The organism is Paenibacillus camerounensis (genome assembly GCF_000723885.1).
Classification (GTDB): Bacteria; Bacillota; Bacilli; order Paenibacillales; family Paenibacillaceae; genus Paenibacillus_AQ; species Paenibacillus_AQ camerounensis.
The window spans coordinates 1-21,521 of the sequence record NZ_CCDG010000099.1 but is presented as its reverse complement, the minus strand read 5'-3'; the positions used below and the strand labels follow the sequence as shown (position 1 = coordinate 21,521).

15 protein-coding genes are annotated in these 21,521 nt (G+C 52.4%); 13 read left to right on the top strand and 2 right to left on the bottom strand.

Annotated elements, in window-relative coordinates; genetic code table 11:
• Positions 1-519: 519 nt before the first annotated feature.
• The 4 genes from BN3772_RS28245 to BN3772_RS28230 all read left to right on the top strand — a co-directional run bounded on the left by BN3772_RS28245 (position 520) and on the right by BN3772_RS28230 (position 4,603).
• Complete coding sequence (locus tag BN3772_RS28245) at positions 520-2,484, top strand: heavy metal translocating P-type ATPase (protein WP_042203789.1); 1,965 nt, start codon at positions 520-522, stop codon at positions 2,482-2,484.
• Positions 2,485-2,799: 315 nt separating this feature from the next.
• Positions 2,800-3,741, top strand: coding sequence for a thioredoxin-disulfide reductase (gene trxB / locus BN3772_RS28240; RefSeq protein ID WP_042203788.1), 942 nt, complete (start codon positions 2,800-2,802; stop codon positions 3,739-3,741).
• 94 nt (positions 3,742-3,835) lie between these two features.
• Positions 3,836-4,069, top strand: coding sequence for a glutaredoxin family protein (locus tag BN3772_RS28235; protein WP_042180885.1), 234 nt, complete (start codon positions 3,836-3,838; stop codon positions 4,067-4,069).
• Positions 4,070-4,162: 93 nt separating this feature from the next.
• Positions 4,163-4,603: a GNAT family N-acetyltransferase gene (locus BN3772_RS28230; RefSeq protein WP_042203786.1), complete on the top strand. Its 441-nt coding sequence runs from the start codon at positions 4,163-4,165 to the stop codon at positions 4,601-4,603.
• A gap of 113 nt (positions 4,604-4,716) precedes the next feature.
• On the opposite strand, the gene BN3772_RS28225 is transcribed toward BN3772_RS28230, so the two are convergent.
• Both BN3772_RS28225 and BN3772_RS28220 read right to left on the bottom strand, forming a co-directional pair.
• Positions 4,717-4,923, bottom strand: coding sequence for a hypothetical protein (locus BN3772_RS28225; protein WP_042180881.1), 207 nt, complete (start codon positions 4,921-4,923; stop codon positions 4,717-4,719).
• A gap of 133 nt (positions 4,924-5,056) precedes the next feature.
• Positions 5,057-6,214 (bottom strand): ROK family transcriptional regulator, encoded by a 1,158-nt coding sequence (locus BN3772_RS28220; protein WP_209443718.1) that lies wholly within the window; start codon positions 6,212-6,214, stop codon positions 5,057-5,059.
• A gap of 292 nt (positions 6,215-6,506) precedes the next feature.
• Here BN3772_RS28220 and xylA point away from each other — a divergent pair, with 292 nt between their 5' ends.
• The 9 genes from xylA to BN3772_RS28175 all read left to right on the top strand — a co-directional run bounded on the left by xylA (position 6,507) and on the right by BN3772_RS28175 (position 21,292).
• The gene (gene xylA / locus BN3772_RS28215) at positions 6,507-7,826 is read left to right on the top strand and encodes a xylose isomerase (RefSeq protein WP_042203782.1); all 1,320 of its coding nucleotides are present in this window, start codon (positions 6,507-6,509) and stop codon (positions 7,824-7,826) included.
• Positions 7,827-8,113: 287 nt separating this feature from the next.
• The gene (gene xylB / locus BN3772_RS28210; RefSeq protein ID WP_042203780.1) at positions 8,114-9,610 is read left to right on the top strand and encodes a xylulokinase; all 1,497 of its coding nucleotides are present in this window, start codon (positions 8,114-8,116) and stop codon (positions 9,608-9,610) included.
• Positions 9,611-9,822: 212 nt separating this feature from the next.
• Positions 9,823-11,373 carry a response regulator gene (locus BN3772_RS28205; RefSeq protein WP_042203778.1) on the top strand — a complete coding sequence of 517 codons (1,551 nt, stop codon included), beginning with the start codon at positions 9,823-9,825 and terminating at the stop codon, positions 11,371-11,373.
• Positions 11,374-11,484: 111 nt separating this feature from the next.
• Positions 11,485-13,290 carry a sensor histidine kinase gene (locus tag BN3772_RS28200; RefSeq protein WP_341872597.1) on the top strand — a complete coding sequence of 602 codons (1,806 nt, stop codon included), beginning with the start codon at positions 11,485-11,487 and terminating at the stop codon, positions 13,288-13,290.
• Positions 13,291-13,404: 114 nt separating this feature from the next.
• Positions 13,405-14,394: an ABC transporter permease gene (locus BN3772_RS28195; protein WP_086074806.1), complete on the top strand. Its 990-nt coding sequence runs from the start codon at positions 13,405-13,407 to the stop codon at positions 14,392-14,394.
• Positions 14,395-14,409: 15 nt separating this feature from the next.
• Positions 14,410-15,309, top strand: a complete 900-nt coding sequence (locus BN3772_RS28190; protein ID WP_042203775.1) for a carbohydrate ABC transporter permease — start codon at positions 14,410-14,412, stop codon at positions 15,307-15,309.
• Positions 15,310-15,499: 190 nt separating this feature from the next.
• Complete coding sequence (locus tag BN3772_RS28185; RefSeq protein ID WP_042203773.1) at positions 15,500-17,245, top strand: ABC transporter substrate-binding protein; 1,746 nt, start codon at positions 15,500-15,502, stop codon at positions 17,243-17,245.
• Between the two features lie 103 nt (positions 17,246-17,348).
• Positions 17,349-19,799, top strand: a complete 2,451-nt coding sequence (locus tag BN3772_RS28180; protein WP_042203772.1) for a glycoside hydrolase family 95 protein — start codon at positions 17,349-17,351, stop codon at positions 19,797-19,799.
• A gap of 350 nt (positions 19,800-20,149) precedes the next feature.
• Positions 20,150-21,292 (top strand): transglutaminase domain-containing protein, encoded by a 1,143-nt coding sequence (locus BN3772_RS28175; protein WP_042203771.1) that lies wholly within the window; start codon positions 20,150-20,152, stop codon positions 21,290-21,292.
• Positions 21,293-21,521 lie beyond the last annotated feature (229 nt).

Below are 21,521 nucleotides of genomic sequence, written 5' to 3'. Positions count from 1 at the left end.
CCTCGAACCCGCTCGCAAGCCGCAATCCAATCCTCTCACCATTCCGCTGCCGAGCCGCTATCCAATCCTCCGTTCCCCGGCAGCACGCCAAACAGCGCTCCAATCACTTCTCCAGCACCTCTTCAATTACCGCTCCAATCCTCTCACGAATCCGCTCGCAATCCGCAAGCCAATCCTCCCCCGAATTCGCTCACAATCCAATCCGCTCACGACAGACTCTCCCCTCTTACCATCCTAATCACACTTCCCGCGAACTCTTCATAAATACCGTCGAGCCAGGCAACGGCAGTCTGCCTTTAATTAGACGGATGCCGGGGTTTACTTTCGGGGATAAAGTGGTATAGTATAGCTATAAGTTGCACTGAGGAAATATATTTGCAGTAGTACAAAAAATGATTATCATTCTCATTTACCATGCTGTCCCGGCTGAGCCGGGGCAGCATGTGTCATTTTAAGGGCTGTAAGAATGGCTCTCATTCTCAAGTGTGCTATCCAATACAATCAGGAAGGTGATTAACTATGCAAGCAACATCCAAGCAACTCCCTAAATCAGCAGCCCGCCAGGGCACCGGCCAGCAGCCCCGGGCTCCCAAGCCGCGGCGCTTTGATCCGGTCGCTATGCTGAGCAATCCGGAGATGCAGGCCGCGCTCGGCAGCGGAGTGCTGATGCTCATTGCCTGGGCGGCCAGCGGCTGGTCGGAGGTACTGTCTGTGGTACTCTATGTAATCTCATATACAGTAGGGGGATGGATCAAGGCCAAGGAAGGCGTGGAGACGCTGGTCAAAGAGCGTGACCTTGATGTCAATCTGCTGATGATTGCCGCTGCGCTGGGTGCAGCAGCAATTGGCTACTGGAATGAAGGTGCAATGCTGATCTTCATCTTTGCCATGAGCGGAGCACTCGAAAGCTATACTATGGAGCGCAGCAAAAAGGATATCTCGGCGCTGATGGCGCTCAAGCCGGCCACAGCTATCCGTATCGAACAGGGAGCGATGAGCGAGGTGCCGATTGACCAGCTGGCAGTAGGCGATCTGCTGCTGGTGCGTCCGGGTGAGCTGATTCCCGCAGACGGCAAGGTGTGCCGCGGTGAATCTTCTGTTAACCAGGCCTCCATCACCGGGGAATCACTGCCGGTTGAGAAGGGGGCCGGCAGCGAAGTATTTGCGGGTACGGTCAACGGGGAGGGCCCGCTGTATATCGAGGTTACCACTGCTGCTGAACATACGCTTTTTGCCAAGATCATCAAGATGGTAGAGGAAGCGGAGACAGAGGTGCCGGATTCACAGCGGTTCATTAAACGGTTGGAGTCGGTATATGCGCGTGCAGTGGTTGTTGCCACAATTGGATTAATTACGCTGCCGCCGTTTGTACTGGACTGGAGCTGGGGCAATACCTTCTATAAAGCGATGGTGTTCCTTGTAGTTGCCTCCCCGTGCGCCTTGGTCTCTTCAATTATGCCGGCCATGCTGTCGGCGATCTCTAAAAGCGCCCGCAAAGGCATCCTGTTCAAAGGCGGCGTACATCTGGAAAATATGGCGAAGGTGCATGTAGTTGCTTTTGACAAGACGGGTACATTGACTGAGGGCGTGCCGCAGGTTACTGATCTGGTCGCCGGAGAAGGCTACAGCCGTCAGCAGCTGCTTGCAGTCAGTGCTTCCATTGAGCAGCTGTCGCGTCATCCGCTGGCGGAGGCGGTTGTCCGTCTGGCTGAGAAGGAGCAGGTGGAGCTGTACAGCACGGAAGAGAACAGGTCGGTAACCGGCTGGGGCATAGAAGGAAGAATTGACGGCAGACTGTGGCGGATCGGCAGATCGGATAGGCTGGATGAACCGGCTGGAGCCGCTGCTGATTCCTATGCACATTGGAAAGCGGTCCGGGAGCAGCTGGAGAGTGAAGGCAAGACAGTTTCGCTGATCCTTGACGAAGAACATATTGCGGGAATGATCGCTTTGCAGGATACAGTGCGTCCTCAGGCTGCTGCTGCTGTGCAGAGGCTGCAAAGGCTTGGAGTCAAGGTTGCGATGCTGACAGGGGACCGGAAGGCTGCGGCAGGCGTAATGGCGGGCAAGACGGGAGTGGATCTGGTATTTGCCGATCTTTTGCCGGAGGATAAGGTTACAAGGATCAAAGAGCTGCGGGAACAATACGGGCAGGTTGTAATGGTCGGCGATGGCGTTAATGATGCACCGGCGCTCGCAACGGCCACAGTGGGCATTGGTATGGGGATGAAGGGCAGCGGGGCTGCACTGGAAATTGCCGACGTCGTATTGATGAATGACAATATCGAAGAGATCGCTTCAACAATTGAGCTGGCCCGCCGGACGCAGCGGATTGTGAAGCAGAATATGATTTTTGCGGTGACCGTGATTGTAACGCTGATGCTGAGCAACTTTTTGCAGGGGATTGCCCTTCCGTTCGGTGTGGTCGGCCATGAAGGCAGTACGATTCTGGTTATTCTGAACGGATTGAGACTGCTAAGATAACGGTAGCGGCAGACTAGCTATAAATCCTGAATTCTGCAGAGTGGCTGCGGCCGGAGGTGCAAATGCTCTCTGGAACCGCAGCCAGTTCGGGAATACAAATATCATCCCTTTAATCATTATAATTAGTGTCAAAAACCCTATTCCCTCAAATAAATTGTTTAAAATTGAATTGTTCACAAAAAAGGACGATTAGAACGAGTCTGGCATATTGACATATTCCCTTGAGATGATCATAATAAGTACTACATTATAATAATTTTAATTAAGCAACTGCAGATCCGGCGCTCAGCCGTCCATCTCAAGGAGGATATAATCATGTACAAATCCATTATTGTTGGTACCGGACCGGCCGGGCTGACTGCTGCTATTTATCTGGCCCGTGCCAACCTGAATCCGCTGGTTATTGAAGGCCCGCAGCCGGGCGGACAGCTTACCACTACAACTGAAATTGAGAATTTTCCGGGATTCCCTGACGGGATTATGGGACCGGAACTTATGGATAATATGCGTCAGCAGGCTGAGCGCTTCGGTGCAAAGTTTATTACAGGCTGGGTGAACAGCGTGGAGCTGGGTGACCGCCCGTTCAAGCTGAATGTCGAAGGAATGGGACAGCTGGTAACAGATACCCTGATTATTTCCACCGGTGCGACAGCGAAGTACCTCGGGATTCCCGGTGAGCAGGATAATATCGGCCGCGGTGTCAGCACCTGCGCCACTTGCGACGGATTCTTTTTCCGCGGCAAAGAAATTGTTGTTGTCGGAGGCGGAGATTCCGCACTTGAGGAAGCCGGCTTCCTGACCCGTTTTGCCTCCAAAGTAACCCTCGTTCACCGCCGTGAAGAGCTGCGCGGCTCCAAAATCATGCAGGAGCGTGTACGCGACAACGCCAAGGTAACCTGGGGTCTGAACCGTACTCCGCTGGAAGTGGTGGCGGGCGATAAAGGCGTAAACGGACTTAAGGTGCTTAACAATGTAACCGGTGAAGAAGAGATTATTGAAGCAAGCGGTGTATTTGTAGCCATCGGCCATCACCCGAACACTTCGTTCCTGGGCGGACAGATCACGACTGATGCGAACGGCTATATTGTGACCAAACCGGGCACCTCCGAGACTAACATTCCGGGCGTCTTCGCTTGCGGCGACGTGCAGGATACCCGCTACAGACAGGCTATTACCGCAGCAGGAAGCGGATGTATGGCGGCTATGGATGCCGAGAAATACATCGAGAGCCTGGAGCACAGCGCCGTTATTCTGTAATACTTCTTTTAGTCAAAAAAGCACTGCGGTGCTACAATAGAAACTAATTAGGCTTATGCTTACAGCTTACAGAACTTTTAGGAGGGAACATCCGATGGAAAATGTAATTGTGTACACTTCGACCAATTGCCCGCATTGCCGCCAGGTCAAAAGCTTTCTGAGCGAAAAGGGCGTATCCTACGAGGAGCGCAACATTGAGCAGAACGATGATTTTGCCCAGCAGGTATGGGATATGGGAATGAGAGCAGTGCCTGTAACCGTTATTGGCGATTTCAAAATCGTAGGCATGAATAAAACCCAGTTCGCCAAAGCTCTGGCAACGGTATAATAAGCTATTGTCCTTATACAATATTGACCGGCCGCTTCCATAAGGGGGCGGTCTTTGCTTTCGCTATTTTTGCTGAAGAGGGGGCTGTGTACGTTGTTAATATGCTTAAGGGATTACTGGAATCAGGATGCGGTGAAGGAACTGCTTGCCCTGTGCATGGCTGCCGGAGGAGAGGCTGCGGAACAGGAGATGAACCGGTATTTTACCGGAGATTCCGGAGATCTGTTCGGCTGCTTTGTAAACGGTGAGCTGAGCGGAATAATCGGGCTGCGGCTGGAGGGCGGACATACGGCACAGATTAGACATATTGCCGTAAAGCCCGGCTGGCAGGGCAAGGGTATCGGCCGGGGCATGATTGCTGAGGTTAGCCGGGCGGACGGAGTGGAGAAGCTTACTGCGGAGACGGATCATGAGACTGCCGGGTTCTACAGAAATGCGGGTTTTGCCGTAACCAGCCTGGGTGAAAAATACCCCGGGGTAGAACGTTTTGCCTGCGTATTCTCTGTAAAGACGCCGGCGCAGAGCAGAATGTAAGGACAGCCGCTTTTACAGTAAAATAAGTACAAAAACAAAGGCCATGCCATCCCTTCCGGGGTGGTGTGGCCTTTGTCCTGGGTCCCTGATGATACATCATCCGGAATTATACGTTAAGTAAACATGTGGGTGATAGACATGACAACCTGGAAGACGCCGTAAACAGCGGCACCGCTGATAATCAGCATGATGCCTGATTTCTTCTTTGATTGAAACAGGCGCAGTACACCGAGGCTGACTAAAGGAGCGATTATGAGCAGAAGCAGCAGCACAGTGATGAACATCTGCGCCGAAATATCAGATGTATCAACATAGGTCATAAACTCACTCTCCGTTCAGGGGAAAACAGGTGTGACATATATCACACTTATATGAGTTTAATTATAAAACATTCCTGTTATTTTTGCTGCCCTCCAGCGGCTCTAAATGCGGCGATTTTACGTCAATTTCTGACTATAGCGTTACCCGGATATTGCCGAGAAAATGCATCACGGCTGAGAAGCCGGCGCCGATTACGGTTCCCCGGCTGCCGAGCCGCGAGAAGGTAATCTCCAGCTGCTGCTTATGGTAAGGCAGCGTGCGCTCCGCTACTACCCGGCGCAGCGGCCCGCCCAGCCAGGGCTCAGCCTCTGAAAGGGCGCCGCCGATTACGATCAGCTCCGGATTAAAGCTGTTGATCAGATTGGTTACGCCGATTCCCAGATATTCTCCGATTGAGGCGAAATGGTTAAGGACATCCTCCTGCCCCTGAATAGCGTGCCGGACCAGCTCACTTGTTGTGCGTGCAGGCAGGGTGAGCCCCTGATTATCATAGGTTTTCTCCGAAGCGTACAGCTCCCAGCATCCGCGGCTGCCGCAGCTGCAGGGCTTGCCCTCCGCTTCAATCGTCATATGCCCGGTCTCTCCGGCATAGCCGCGGGCACCTTTATACAGCTCACCTCCGATGATGATCCCCGAGCCGATCCCTGAGCCCGCACTGATATAGAGCAGATGGCGCACATCGCGTGCCGCGCCGAAATTCAGCTCTCCCTGCGCCCCGGCATTTGCCTCATTGTCGATGGTAACCGGCACCTCGAAGCTGCTCTCCAGAATGGCCCGCAGTTCGACCATTTCCCAGCCGAGGTTGGGCGCGAACAGCACAACCCCGTCGTCCACCATACCCGGAACACCGACCCCGATGCCGACGATACCGTAGGGGGAAGGGGGGGCCTGGGCAATTAAGGCAGAAATGATGCTCTTCATCTGCTCCAGTACATAGGGCAAATCATGTGCTTCAAGCCGGCAGTCCACCTCCTGCAGAACGCCCCCGTCCAGATCGCACAGCACGGCAGTAAGCTGCTTCACCCGCAGCTCAATGCCGATTACGCTGCCGGCTGCCGCATTAAAATGCAGGATCAGCGGTTTGCGTCCGCCGCTCGACTCGCCGGGTCCGGCCTCGGTGACCAGCTCCTGGCTGCATAGCTCGGCAACCAGATTGGATACGGTAGCTTTATTAAGGCCGGTCATCTCGGAGACCCTGGCCCGCGAGACCGGGGCATTCATACGGATGGTATGTAGAATAAGCGATTTATTAATCTTTTTGACCAGCGCCTGGTCGGCGGTAACCCTCACACAGCACACTTCCTTTTTTGACAACGTTCTCATCAACATATGACCTTTAGTCTAGAGCGATGTCCGTTAAAAAGCAACAGGCAGCAGGAGGGCTCATCAGAATATCAAGCGGGGGAAAGGTTCCTACGGGGTCCGCATAGCAGCTGCGGCAGGCGGGTACTTTATGTTCATGCATACCGCTGAAAAAAAGTAGAAAAAAACTTTGTTTAACCAATATACAAAGTCAAAAAGATATGATAAGATGTTGCTGTAAACGCTTGCGGGCGAAGCAAAACAGAGGAGGATTTTAATAATGGCTTATTTTGAAACAGTGGGCAAAATCTCGTATGAGGGCAGCCGCTCCACTAATCCTTACGCATTCAAATTCTACAATCCTAAAGAAATCGTAGCCGGCAAAACGATGGAAGAGCATCTGAAATTTGCAATGGCATACTGGCATACATTAACAGCAGGCGGCTCCGACCCGTTCGGCGCTGAAACTGCAGTCCGCTCATGGGATAAGCTGAGCACTTTGGACAAGGCTAAGGCACGTGCAGAAGCAGCTTTTGAATTCATGGAAAAGATGGACCTGCAGTACTACTGCTTCCACGACGTAGACATTGCTCCTGAAGGCGCATCGCTGCGTGAGTTCTACAGCAACATCGATACTATCGTAGATATCCTTGAGCAAGGCATGAAGGCATCCGGCAAAAAGCTGCTGTGGAACACTGCCAACATGTTCACTAACCCGCGCTTCATGCACGGTGCAGGCTCCACCTGCAATGCTGACGTGTTCGCACATGCAGCTGCACAGGTGAAGAAAGGTCTGGAAGTCGGTAAGCGTCTGGGCGCTGACAACTATGTATTCTGGGGCGGCCGCGAAGGCTACGAAACCCTTCTGAACACAGATATGGCTCTTGAGCAGGACAACATTGCCCGTCTGTTCAGCATGGCAGTAGATTACGCCAAGGAAATCGGCTTTGACGGACAGTTCCTGATTGAGCCTAAGCCAAAAGAGCCTACCAAACATCAATATGACTTTGATGCGGCAACCTGCATCGCATTCCTGCAGAAATATAATCTCGACAAGCACTTCAAGCTGAACCTTGAAGCCAACCATGCCACTCTGGCAGGACATACCTTCGAGCACGAGCTGCGTGTAGCACGCATCAACGGCATGCTGGGATCGCTGGATGCGAACCAGGGCGATCCGCTTCTGGGCTGGGACACCGATGAATTCCCTGCAAGCATCTATGATTCTACTCTGACCCTGTATGAAGTATTGAAGAACGATGGACTCGGCAAAGGCGGAATCAACTTCGACTCCAAGGTACGCCGTCCTTCCTTCGAGCCTGAGGATCTGTTCCTCGCACATATCTCCGGTATGGACGTTTATGCCAAGGGCCTTAAGGTTGCTGCCAAGCTGATCGAAGACCGTGTATTCGATGACTTCATCGCAAAACGCTACAGCAGCTTCAATGAAGGCGTAGGCGCAGACATCGTATCCGGCAAGGCTACTCTGGCTTCCCTGGCTGACTACGCGCTGAACAACGAAAATCCGCGTCCGAACCAGTCCGGACGTCAGGAACTGCTCAGAGCTACTTTGAACCAGTACATTCTTACTGTAGAGTAAGCAGAGCTGCTGCGGCTTGCGGCACCGCCTGTAAGTTCAAGGCTGACTGACCATTAATGCAACGGGGGTTGCTGAAGAAAGCATTCTTCGGCAGCCCCTTTTCTTATTTTATTGAAGCGATTATGCTACATATAACCAAAGAGAACGCTTACGTAGCTAGTTTTGCCAGGAGTAATCACTAAGAAGTATATACAAGCAAAACCAGGCTGATGCTTACGAAGCAAGTTATATTGCGAAGATTAAACAGTGAAAATTATGCTCCATATAACTTTTAGGAGGCCCCAACTATGAAATATGTAATCGGTGTCGATCTCGGAACAAGCGCAGTTAAGACTGTGCTTGTTGACGTACAGGGAAAGGTAGCGTTCGAGCATTCGGAAGCGTATCCGCTGAGCCGGCCGCAGCCGAACTGGAGCGAGCAGAATCCGGAGGACTGGGTGCAGGGAACACTGGTCAGCCTGCGCAGGCTGATCGAAACGTCCGGGGTTGATCCGTCACAGGTAGACGGACTAAGCTTCTCCGGCCAGATGCACGGACTGGTGCTGGTGGACAATGAAGGCAAGGTACTGCGTCCGGCCATTCTCTGGAATGATACACGGACTACGGCCCAGTGCCGCAAGATCGAGAAGACGCTTGGCACGAAGCTGATCGACATCGCCAGAAATAAGGCGCTGGAAGGCTTCACTCTGCCGAAAATTCTCTGGGTTCAGGAGAACGAGCCTGAAGTGCTGGAGCAGGCCCACCAGTTCCTGCTGCCTAAGGATTATGTGCGTTTCCGGCTGACCGGCGACTATGCGATGGATTACTCGGATGCAGCCGGAACACTGCTGCTGGACGTGGGTGCGAAGCAGTGGAGCCCGCTGATTGCCGAAGCTTTCTCCCTGCCGCTGTCCCTGTGCCCGAAGCTGGTTGAATCCTTTGACCAGACCGGCACACTGCTGCCTGAGATTGCGGAGGCTTCCGGCCTGCTGACCTCGACGAAGGTATTCGCCGGCGGTGCTGACAATGCCTGCGGAGCGCTGGGTGCAGGTATCCTTGGTGAAGGCCGGACAATGTGCAGCATCGGTACCTCGGGTGTTGTACTGTCCTATGAGACCAACAAGGATCTTAACCTGGAGGGCAAGGTTCATTTCTTCAACCACAGTGAGAAGGATGCCTTCTATATTATGGGCGTAACGCTTGCGGCAGGCCACAGCCTTACCTGGTTCAAGAAAACCTTTGCCGCTGAGAAGAGCTTTGATGAACTGTTGTCCGGCGTACCTTCGGTTCCGGCAGGCAGCGGCGGCCTGCTGTTCACCCCGTACATCAGCGGTGAGCGTACCCCGCACCCGGATGCCAACATCCGCGGCAGCTTCATCGGCATGGATTCCGGCCATACTCTGGCCCATTTCACCCGCTCGGTGCTGGAAGGCATCACCTTCTCGCTGCGTGAATCGATTGAGATCGTGCGTGAATCGGGTAAAGAGATTACAGAGATTATCGCGATCGGCGGCGGTGCCAAGAATGAAGCCTGGCTGCAGATGCAGGCTGATATCTTCAATGCTTCCATTATTAAGCTGGAAAGCGAGCAGGGTCCGGCGATGGGCGCAGCTATGCTGGCTGCCTACGGCAGCGGCTGGTTCACCTCGCTGAGCGAATGCGCCGAAGCCTTCATCCGTCCGGCAGAAGTATTTAAGCCGAATGCAGAAGAGGCTGCAGTCTATGACGGCTTGTTCGCACTTTACCAGGAGGTATACGGGCAGACCCGCGATTTGAATAACAAGCTGGCGGCTTACCGCAGATAACAGCTGAAGCTTAGCTGTGTCAGGCGGACGGTCAGCTGATAATACTTGAGAATTCCGGCGATAACGGTTTGTCCAAATATAAGGATGTATATGTTCTACGCGATCAATAATCCTTATATTTCCCGCAGAAACGGTCGCTGCCTTCTCTGAAGGAAGGCAGAGCCGTTTCTGCTTGTTTCCGGATTCGTGTTATAGGGGAGGGCTGAGAGCTGATGATAAAAGTGCTGATTGTGGATGATGAGCCCAAGCTGAGGGAGGGACTGCGCAGCCTGATCCCATGGGAGGATGAGGGTTATACAGTCGTAGCAACTGCAGCGAACGGATTCGAGGCGCTCGAGAAGTACAGTACGTTTGCTCCTAAGCTGGTTGTCGCCGATATCCGGATGCCGGGAATGGACGGCCTGGAGCTGATTACAGAGCTGCGCAGACAGAATGCGAAATGCCATGTGCTGATTCTCAGCGGCTATGCCGACTTTGAATATGCCAAGCGGGCCATTTCCAACCGCATTGACGGCTACCTGCTGAAGCCGGTCGATGAAGAGGAGCTTATCTCCTATCTGCGGGAGATGCGTGTGACGATCGGGCAAGAAGAGATGCTGAACGTCCTGCAGAATGTAGTGGAGGAGAACAGCCGTGAGCTCTGGCTGCGCGGACTGTTCCAGCCCGGCCCGGGGGATATCAGTGCTCTTGAGGCGGCCGGCAAGCTTAAGCTGCAGGGAAGCAGCGAGGTTGTACTGCTCAAGCTGCTGAACCCCGCCAAGGGGGAAGAAGGCAAGGAAGATCGTGTCCGCAGTGAGTTGGAGCGGCATTGGCAGCCGGAGGAGGCTGAGTACTTCAGCCTGCCTCCCTACGCCGGCCTGCTGCTTAAGGAGCCGCTGCAGGATGACGCTGCACGCGCTGCACTGCGGCAGGAGCTTGACCGGGTCATCCTCAGGGAAGGCCTGGATTACTACGCCGCATCCGGCGGCATAGCTGCAGACCCGGAGCGTATTGCTGCTTCTTACAGCGCGGCCAGGACGCTGCTGGAGCAGGCTTTTTTCGGGCACAGGGAGATACTCTCCGGCGGCTTCATGGAGCATTGGGCCGAGGCTGCTGAGGAGCCTGAGACAGAGCCCGGTGAACATGGGGAATCCGAGCGTGATGAAGAGATGGAGCTGCTGCTGGCGGTTGAGACGGGAAGCACAGAAATCCTGTCACCGCTGGTGAAGCAGATGATCGGCAAACTGGTGGAAGCCAGACATGATGAGTTCCACATCAAAAACAATCTGATCCGGATTATCAGCAGCATCATTGCCCGGCTTGAGGCGGCGAACCCGGAGGTGCGTGCACTGGTCAGCGACAATCCTTCTCCGGCGAGCGATGTGTACAACAGCTTTTTTCTGAGCGATATCCACCGCATGATGGCTGATTATCTGGAGCACCTGGCAGGACAGCTGAACAGCGGCGGCCGGGGGGATGAAATTAAACGGATCACCGACCTGATCCAGCGCCGCTATAACGAGAATCTCAAGCTTGGAATGCTGGCACAGATTTTTAATTATAACAGCGCTTATCTGGGTAAAATGTTTAAGAATCAGATCGGTGAGCATTTCAATACGTACCTCGACAAGGTGAGAATTGAGAAGGCCAAGCAGTTCCTGGCGCAGGGCATGAAGGTGTACGAGGTGGCGGAACGGGTCGGTTACATGAATGCCGATTATTTTAACGCCAAATTCCGTAAATATGTCGGTGTATCACCAAGCGCCTTCCGCAAGGAGCATTAAAAGGCGAAAGGCTTGCCGAACGTGAGGCACAGGTTTATGATAGACGGGCTGTTCCCCATCCGCAGCGGATGAGGGGAACAGCCTGTTTGACATATCCGGGGGAGGATGAAGATGAAGCAGCTTGTGAGCCTGATTAATAATATGAAGCTGAAGTATAAGCTAATGATGTTTTATGTTGTCGTGGTCATGATTCCCGTACTGATTATCGGGATTATTCTAATCAGCTATTTCCGGAACGAGGCACTGGAGCGGGCTATTGACCAGGCAACCAATAATGTGGAGAAAATCAAAAGCCAGATGTCCAGCAAGCTCCGTGTACCTACGGATATCTCCAACCTGCTGTTTTTTGATGAAACGCTTGAAGTGCTTGTAAACACGAAGTACCCGGACATTCTGGAGCTGACCAAGGCATATATGGAATATACCGATTTTCAGGCTTACATGTTCCAGTACCGGGAAATTGCCAATATCCGTTTTTTTATCGACAACCCCACGCTGGTTAACAACCTTGCAATTACCCCGTTGACCCGGGAGACCGAAGAGAGACCCTGGTTCAGGAAGGTGATGGAGACCAAAGGGATTTACTGGCTCTATATTGATGATAAAGAGGACTTTCTGAGCAAGACCAAGGGGAGCATCAACAAGCTGAGCCTGATCCGTCAGGTTTCCTATCCCGAATACAACAGCACCGGCGTTATTATGGTCCAGGTGAATCAGGATGAACTGAACAATATGCTGTCCCAGGAGCCGTTCGAGACCATTATCACCGACGAACAGGGTTATATTGTAGCCGCCAAAAATCCGCAGCTGGTCGGTACGACACTGGCCTCCTTCGATATTGGCGTCAATCTGGAGAGCCAGACGGAAAAGGTAATCCAGACTGAGGTTAAGGGCAAAGGCTCCTATGTCATTCTGGAAGAAATGAATCCCGAGCTGAGCATCAGCAAGCTGAAGATTATCTCAGTCTTCGAAACGAAAAGCATTCTAAGTGATGCCAATAAAGTCAGTGTGCTCGGTCTGCTGATTGTCAGCGGTGTGCTGCTGGTTGCGCTGGTAATGGTGTACACCATCTCTCTGCTTACGACGAACCGCCTCCTGCGGCTCAGCCGTCAGTTAAACCAGGTGGCGCTGGGTAATCTGAATATTGTCTCCCATATCGACGGAACCGATGAGATCGGCCAGCTCTCGCGCCAGTTCAACTATATGGTGTCCAGCATTAATCAGCTGATCAGCCAGGTCATTGAATCGAATGAGAAGAACAGCAGGCTGGAGATCGCCCAGCGGGAGATTAAGCTGAAGATGATGGCCAGCCAGATTCACCCGCATTTTCTGTTTAATGCCCTGGAGTCGATCCGGATGAATGCCCATCTCAGGGGAGAAAAGGAAATTGCCAATATTGTCCGGCTGCTCGGCAAGCTGATGCGCAAGAATCTGGAGGTCGGCCGGGAACGGGCCCCGCTGAAGGAAGAAATTGAAATGATCCGCTCCTACCTGGAAATTCAGAAATTCCGCTACGAGGACAGGCTGATGTATGAGATTAACTTTGAAGCGAAGGCTGCGGAGGTGCTGATTCCGCCGCTGATTATCCAGCCGCTCGTCGAGAATTCCGTGGTTCACGGACTGGAGAATAAAGAGGGGACTGTGCATGTCCTTGTCAATGTGACCATGGAGGATAATGAGATCCGCGTTAATGTGAAGGATGATGGTGTCGGAATGTCGAAACAGCGTCTTGCTGAGCTGCTGGCGGTCATTACTACAGCGGAGGAAGAGCAGGGGGGCCGGATCGGGATGCGCAATGTGCATCAGCGGCTGGTGCTGTATTACGGGGAGCAGCATGGTCTGCGGATCGAGAGCGAAGAGGGGGAGGGTACGGAAATTTCCTTTACTATCCCTAATGATAGCGATTACAAACAGTAGTTCCCCATTCGCTGTTTCAATCTCTAATTAGTATATGATTTTAGATAAAATATGTCGGGTATTCGCTTACATTTCGGTACGGTATGATATGAATATAAAAACGAAGGGGGAATAATGATCGTGAAAGCGCTCACTGAAAACGGTGTTACAGCAAATGAAAACGTAACCCCCCACCCACCTACGAAGCGGAAAAACAGTGGATTTTGGAGTAGTGTACTGCAGCAAAAGTACTTGTACCTAATGTCTATTCCATTCGTAATCTGGGCTTTTATCTTCAGCTACCTGCCCTTATGGGGATGGATAATGGCCTTTCAGAATTATAAGCCTGCCAAATCCTTTGGTGAGCAGAAATGGGTCGGACTGGACAACTTCAAAGAGCTGTTCCAGGATGAACGCTTCTATCTCGTACTAAGAAATACACTGGCAATGAGTATTCTCGGGTTGATTGTCGGCTTCGTGGTTCCTATCCTGTTCGCGGTCTTTCTCAATGAGCTGCGCGGGAGTATATTCAAGAGAACGGTCCAGACTGTATCCTACCTGCCTCACTTTGTATCCTGGGTTGTTGTCGGCGGGATTGTCTACAAGACCCTCTCCATCGACGGAGGGATTGTGAACGACTTGCTGCTCTGGCTGAATGTTATCGATGAGCCGATTCAGTTCATGGCCCAAGGGAAGTATTTCTGGGGAATTGTAACGGGAGCCGACATCTGGAAAGAAACCGGCTGGAATGCGATCATCTATCTGGCAGCGATTACAGGTATCGACAAAGAGCTGTATGAAGCGGCAAAAGTGGACGGTGCCGGAAGAATCAAGCAGATGTTCAATATTACGTTACCTGGTATCCGTTCAACCGTTATGGTCCTGCTCATTATGAACATCGGCCACCTGGTCGGTATCGGCTTTGAAAAGCAATTCCAGCTGCAGAACAACCTGGTTACCGATTATTCGGAAGTACTGGATTTGTATGCGCTTAAATACGGAATTCAAATTATGCGGTTCTCCTATGGTACTGCGATAAGCATGTTCACCTCCGTAGTCAGTGTAATCCTGCTGTTTACAGCTAACGGTCTTATGAAGAAATTTACTAAAGAAAGCATCATGTAAGGAGGGGATTTACGGATGGCAAGCAAAGCTTTTCAAATGACAAAGTCAGAACGTGCATTCGATATATTCCTGTACGTGTTTCTTACCCTGATAATGATTATAACGTTATATCCCTTCCTCAACGTGCTGGCGATCTCTTTTAATGAATCTACAGACACTGTCCGCGGGGGCATCTATATCTGGCCGAGAGCCTGGACACTTGAGAACTACGAGCGGATATTCAGCTATACCGGTCTGATTCAAGGCTTCAAGATTTCGCTTTTGCGTACCCTTTCAGGTACTCTTCTCGGTCTGATCAGTGCTTCCATGCTGGCCTTTACGCTCAGCCGTCCGGAATTCAGAGCCAGAAAATTCATCTCCACATTCCTGGCCCTGACGATGTATTTCTCCGGCGGGATGGTGCCGATGTATATTCTGATGAAGGATTTGAACCTGATCGGCACGTTCTGGATTTATGTCCTGCCGGGAATGGTCTCCGCCTTCAACGTATTCATCATCCGCTCCTTTATGGACGGGCTGCCGTTTGCCCTGCAGGAATCTGCGAAGCTGGACGGCGCGAATGACTTTATGATTTTTTACAAGATCATCCTGCCGCTCTGTAAGCCGGTGCTTGCCACCATTGCCCTGTTCCTGGCTGTAGGCCAATGGAATGAATGGTTCACGACCTATCTGTACAACGGTAATAAACCTGAGCTTACAACACTGCAGTATGAGCTGATGAAGGTGCTTGCAACCACTAACCAGGGCAGCGGCATGGTAAATGCCAATGATATGGCCCGGCAGATGGCACAGATTTCACCGGAATCTATTAAGATGGCTATCACGATTGTAGTTACTGTACCGATTCTCGTTGTATATCCGTTCCTGCAAAAGTATTTTGTCGGTGGTATGACACTGGGTGCGGTAAAAGCTTAATGGGTTTGGTTTCCCGGTAACCGGGAGCGTATTTGCCAGGCGGACATCTGCCGGATTGCGCTCCCCCCAAGCTTCACCCGCTTAGCAGAATTTATTATTATATTGATTTTGCAAGCGCTAACAACGGTATACTCAGGTTAAGCCTGATATGCATAATAAGCACATACAAAATTTTTGAGGGGGATAACAAATGAAAAGCAAAGGCATTAAAACTGCTTTTACACTCATGCTTTTGAGCTCTATGCTGATCGCAGGCTGTGGCGGCAACAACAACGCTGCCAACAATACTGCCAATAATACGCCGGCTGATACCGGTAACAACACAGCAACGAACCAGCCTGCAGATGAAGCAATGGATACAAGCCCTTTTACAATCTCATTCTTCGGCGGGGATGCAAGTCCGAACTGGAACAATATGCAGGATGATGTAGGTAAAGTCATTACTGAAAAGACCGGTGTAACGATTGATGCTGAATTTGATGTCGGCAGCGGCGGCGGTGACCAGAAGATCCCTATGATGGCTGCGAGCGGCGATGTGCCTGATCTGATCTTTGCAAAGGGAAATCTGAGTACTCTTGTAGACGCAGGTCTGATTATTGATATGACTGAGCTGATTGACAAATATGGCCCTAACCTCAAAAAAGTGTACGGCGAGAACATGAACCGTCTGAAATACAGTCTGGATGACCAGAGCATCTATCAGATCCCTACCAACATGGGTGTCGGCCAATCCTCCTTTGACGCAACAGGCGGATTCGAGATCCAGCACCGCGTACTTAAAGAGCTGGGTTATCCTGAAGTAAAAACATTGGCTGATTATGAGAAGGTATTGAAGGATTACGTGGCGCTGCATCCGGAAACAGACGGCCAGCCTACTATTCCGCTCACACTGAATGCCGATGACTGGAAGATTATGATCACGGTTACCAACCCTGCCTTCACTACGACAGGCGCACCGGATGACGGTGAGTATTATGTAGATCCTGAAACTTACGAAGCGCAGCTTCACTACAAACGCCCTGTAGAAAAAGAATATTTCCGCTGGCTGAACGGCATGTACAATCAAGGCCTGCTGGATAAAGATACTTTCGTCCAGAAAGATGACCAGTACAAAGCGAAGGTTGCAAGCGGACGTGTCCTCGGTCTGATCTCCCAGGAATGGGAATATGCTGACGGTGAAAATGCGCTGAAGGCAGCAGGTAAAGATGAATACACCTATGCCCACTTCCCTGTAACCTTAAGCGACGAGTATAAGGATCACTCCTTCATGCAGACAGGGATCGACGGTTACGGCCTGGCCATTACAACTGCAGCTAAAGACCCTGAGCGCATTATCAAATGGCTTGACTGGATGTCCTCTGATGAAGGCCAGGTTCTGAGAAGCTGGGGTGTTGAAGGCAAGCATTACACTGTAAATGCAGACGGCAAGCGTGAGGTTCCGGCTGAAATTTCGAACAGAAAAGCCAACGATGTGGCTAACTTCCAAAAAGAAACAGGTATCGGCCAGTATCTGATCTTCGGCGCACGTTACGGTGACGGAGTAAAAGATCCTAGTGACAACTATTACACTGCAACTTTCCCGGATGAAATCGTAGCAGCTTACTCTGAAGCTGAGAAAGAATCACTCGCCGGCTATGGTGCTACAACCTGGAAAGACCTGTTCCCGAAAGAGGATGAATTCCCTGTAAAAGAAACAGGCGCTCTTTACAACCTGCCTGTTCCGACAGACGGCCAGTACCAGGTAATCTACAAGAAGACCCAAGATATTATCCGCAAGCGCATTCCGGAAGCAATCCTGTCCAAACCGGGTGATTTCGACAAGGTCTACGATGCATTCCTTGCCGAGCTGGACAAAGCAGGCGCTCAGGATATGGAAAAAGAATTCACTGAGCTTGTGAAAAAGAGAGTATCCCTGTGGACCGGTAAAGAATTCTAATTCAGGATATTCCTTCTGGACTACAAACTTAATGCAACAGCAGGGACCCGGTGCTAGTCCGGGTCTTTTGCTGTATACTGCCCTATACGGAAGGCGGGAGAGGATGAAGGACGTGAACCAGAGACAAGCGTGGAAGTTAAAATACAAGCAGCCGGCGGCAGTCTGGGAAGAGGCGTTGCCGCTTGGTAACGGGCATATGGGTGCGATGGTATTCGGCGGTACGGCTGAGGAGCGTTTCCAGCTGAATGAGGATACATTATGGTCAGGATTTCCCCGGGATACGAACAACTATGAGGCATTACGTTATCTGAAGAAGGCGCGTGAGCTGGTCGCAGAAGGAAGCTATACCGAGGCGGAGAAGCTGATTAACAGCAGGATGCTTGGCGTAAACTGCCAGGCTTATATGCCGCTTGGCGATCTGCTGCTGAGCCAGCCGGGTGCAGACAGCTGTACGGAATACAGCCGTGAGCTCGATCTGGACAGCGGGATTGCCGCCGTATCTTTCCGGACGGAGGCAGGCGTATTCACCCGTGAGGCTTGGATCAGTGCGCCAGACGGCGTAATGGTGGTCCGGGCTTCGAGTGAGGCAAGCGGCGGACTCCATCTTGAGCTGACGCTTTCGAGTCCGCTGCGGCATACGGTAAGGACAGCCGGTGTAACAGGACTGGTGCTGGAAGGGCGCTGCCCGACACATATAGCTGATAACTATCACCAGGATCATCCGTATGCGATCCAGTATGAGGACGGGCTTGGGATCGCCTTTGAGCTTCATATGCAGCTGATTACTACAGGCGGCCGCGTTGAAGCCGCCGACGGGCGGCTAATTGTCTCCGGTGCGGATCAGGTGCAGCTGTTGCTTGCTGCCGCTACAGATTATGAGCAGGTGCGAAGCAGGGCTGCGCATTTGAAGGGCAGCGGGAAGCCATTGTTATCAGCAGAGGGTAAGACTGTGAAGGCTGGGGCGGCAGAGGTGAAGAGCAGCAGAACAGGCGCAGAGCTGCTTAGCCCGGCTGAGAGCTGCGTACTGCGGCTGGCGGCGGCTGCGGAAGTGCCGTATGAGGTGCTCAAGCAGCGGCATATCACCGATCATCAGGCGCTGTTCCGCCGGATGGAGCTTGACCTTGGCTGGAGCGAAGCAGCAAAGCTGCCGACCGATGAACGGCTGGCTGTATACAAGAACGGCGAGGAAGATCCGGCTCTGGAGGCGCTGCTCTTCCAGTACGGGCGATACCTGCTGATCGGCAGCTCACGTCCCGGCTCGCAGGCCGCCAATCTGCAGGGGATCTGGAATGAGCATGTCACCCCGCCGTGGAACAGTAATTATACGACGAATATCAATACGCAGATGAATTACTGGCTGGCTGAGGCCGGCAATCTGAGTGAGCTCCACGGGCCGCTGATTGATCTGATCAGCGAGCTGAGCGGGACCGGAGCCAGAACAGCCGCAGTCCACTACGGAGCGCGCGGCTGGACAGCCCACCACAATGTGGATTTGTGGCGGAGCTCCGTGCCGTCCGGCGGCGATGCCAGCTGGGCGTTCTGGCCGATGGGCGGCGTGTGGCTGAGCCGCCACCTATGGGAGCATTACGCGTATAATCCCGATCCTGTCTTTCTGCAGGAGACGGCCTATCCGCTAATGAAGGGGGCAGCGCTGTTCGCGCTGGACTGGCTGGTTGAAGGGCCGGACGGCCTGCTCGTCACCAATCCGTCGACCTCGCCGGAGAACCGCTTTGTTACCGCTGAAGGGGAGGCCTGCAGTATCTCGATGGGGTCGGCGATGGACATGAGCCTGATCCGGGAGCTGTTTGGGCACTGCGTGGAAGCTGCGCGGATTCTGGACACGGATGATGTATTCCGGCAGCAGCTGGAGCAGACGCTGCCGCAGCTGGCCCCGCTTGTTATCACCGCGGACGGGCGTGTACAGGAGTGGTATGAGGATTTCAGTGAAGCGGAGCCGGGGCACCGCCATGTCTCTCATCTGTACGGGCTGTACCCGGGAGAGATGATCAACGAGCAGGATACCCCTGAGCTGGTTGAAGCCTCCCGCCGGACGCTGGAGAAACGGATTGCTTCTGGGGGCGGGCATACCGGCTGGAGCTGTGCCTGGCTGATCAACCTGTACGCCCGGCTACGGGACGGGGAGGCGGCTCATAGCTTTGTGCGTACATTATTATCGCGCTCGGCTTATCCCAATCTGTTCGACGCCCATCCGCCGTTCCAGATTGACGGGAATTTCGGTGCAGCTGCCGGTATTGCCGAGATGCTGCTGCAGAGCCATCTGGGCGAGCTGCGCCTGCTCCCGGCTCTTCCGGCGGCTTGGAAGAACGGCCGGGTAAAGGGGATCAGGGCGCGCGGCGGCTACGAGCTGGAGCTTGAATGGCAGGACCGGGTGCTGGTATCGGCACGTATTGCCGCATCCAGGAACGGGGAATGCCGTCTTGTATACGATCGCGGCCTGAAGATCACGCGGCCTGACGGCAGCCTTGCCGATGCTGCTGAGCCTCTCCGGGTTAAAGCGGGCGAAGTCTACCTTGTAACTGCTGACGAAGCATAAGGGGAAGGATTCGCAATATATAGCCGGGTTATCAAACTGCTCTCTGTGCAGCATAAAGCTGCGCGGGAGCAGTTTTTTTGCCGGAAAAGACTACAGCCCTCAGCTTAGTGCTATTCCATGGAAAAAGCTTATTCCGCGGACAATCCAGGCCGATAATTATAGTATCTATTTTTAATTTGAGATAATATGGAATAGATGCTACAGAATGCAGTACAGCAGGCCGAAGAAGTTGAAGACATTAAGTTCTGGTTGTACAAACGAAATATCCGGCATCTACTATAGAGCAGGAGAACAAATTATACTATACTGAAAGCCGCAGCTATATGAAGTTTGCAGGAGGCACGGGAACAATGGGGAAAAGACGGTTATCGCTAATGAAGGCGTTACTCGGGGGGATGCTGCTGTCTGCAGCCTTGCCGCCGGCGGCTTATTACGGATGGGGACAGGTACATGCGGCTGCTGCATCCGCTTCGCTTCAATCGGTAAGCGAGATGACGCAGAGGCTGACAGGGGCAATGAGTAACCGCCGGGAGACGATTACCTTTAAATATGCCGGGAAGACTACTAAGCTGAAGGCTCAGGTGCAGAGCGCAATTGACCAAGCCATGGCCAGTGATATTTATCTGTATTACATCGTTGACAGCTATGCTTTTTCATATACAAAAAACGGCCAGTCCGCCGCTAATGTGACAGTGCAGGTGAAGTACCGGGAGACGCAGCAGCAGACCGCCTATGTAAATCAGCAGGTAAAAGCAATTCTTCAGAAGATCATCAAGCCGGGCATGAATAACCATCAGAAAATCAAGGTTATTCATGATTGGGTGGTACTGAACCTGAAATATGATAACACGTACACTAAATATACTGCCTATGAAGGACTGACGACGGGCAGCGCCGTATGCCAGGGTTATTCCCTGCTAACGTATAAGCTGCTGCTCGGTGCAGGAATTCCAAATAAAATTGTCGAAGGCACAGCCAAGCCGGCGGGAGGAGCCAGACAATCCCATGCCTGGAATCTGGTTCAGCTGAACGGGCTCTGGTACCATCTGGATACTACGTGGGATGATCCCGTACCGAACATTGAAGGTGAAGTCAGCACGGCATACTACATGAGAACAGATTCACAGATGCGCCGTGACCACAGCTGGACCAAATCCTATCCCGCGGCAACGGTCACCTATGCCCAGACCTTGTCAGGGCTGGTCAGCCGCGGCGGAAATGGAGTAGCTGTGTTTGAGCAGCTGCAGGAGCAGCTGGATTACAGGCTGTATGAGGAAAAAGAAGTCGTGAGCTCTGCAGCAGAGCTGAAGGAGCTGGCAGGAGCCGCTGTCGCTTCCGGCAAGCAATCGCTGCTGTTCCGTTACCGGGGAAGCGAGAAGCTGCTGAAGAATGACCTGCAGACACTGTACACGCTTGGACTGGACCAGCTTGCGTACACGAGCTCCGCTTTTGAGAATACCGGTGATCTAAAGGTATATGTGACCTGGAAATAACCAGCTTGTTTGCATGGGATAATCCGCGGGTGGGGAAAGTACTGACGTTGATCTGCCTAACAAGCTAAATAGAACATCATTAAGAAACTAACAAAAGGGCTCCTGTTCCCGCCCGCCTTAGGTAAAGCGTTGGGCAGCGGATAGATCTCCCCTCCCAAACGCTAACCTCAGTCAGTCGGTTCACAGTCAAATCAATTTTAAGTGTACTTTGGAGACAATTTCATAATTC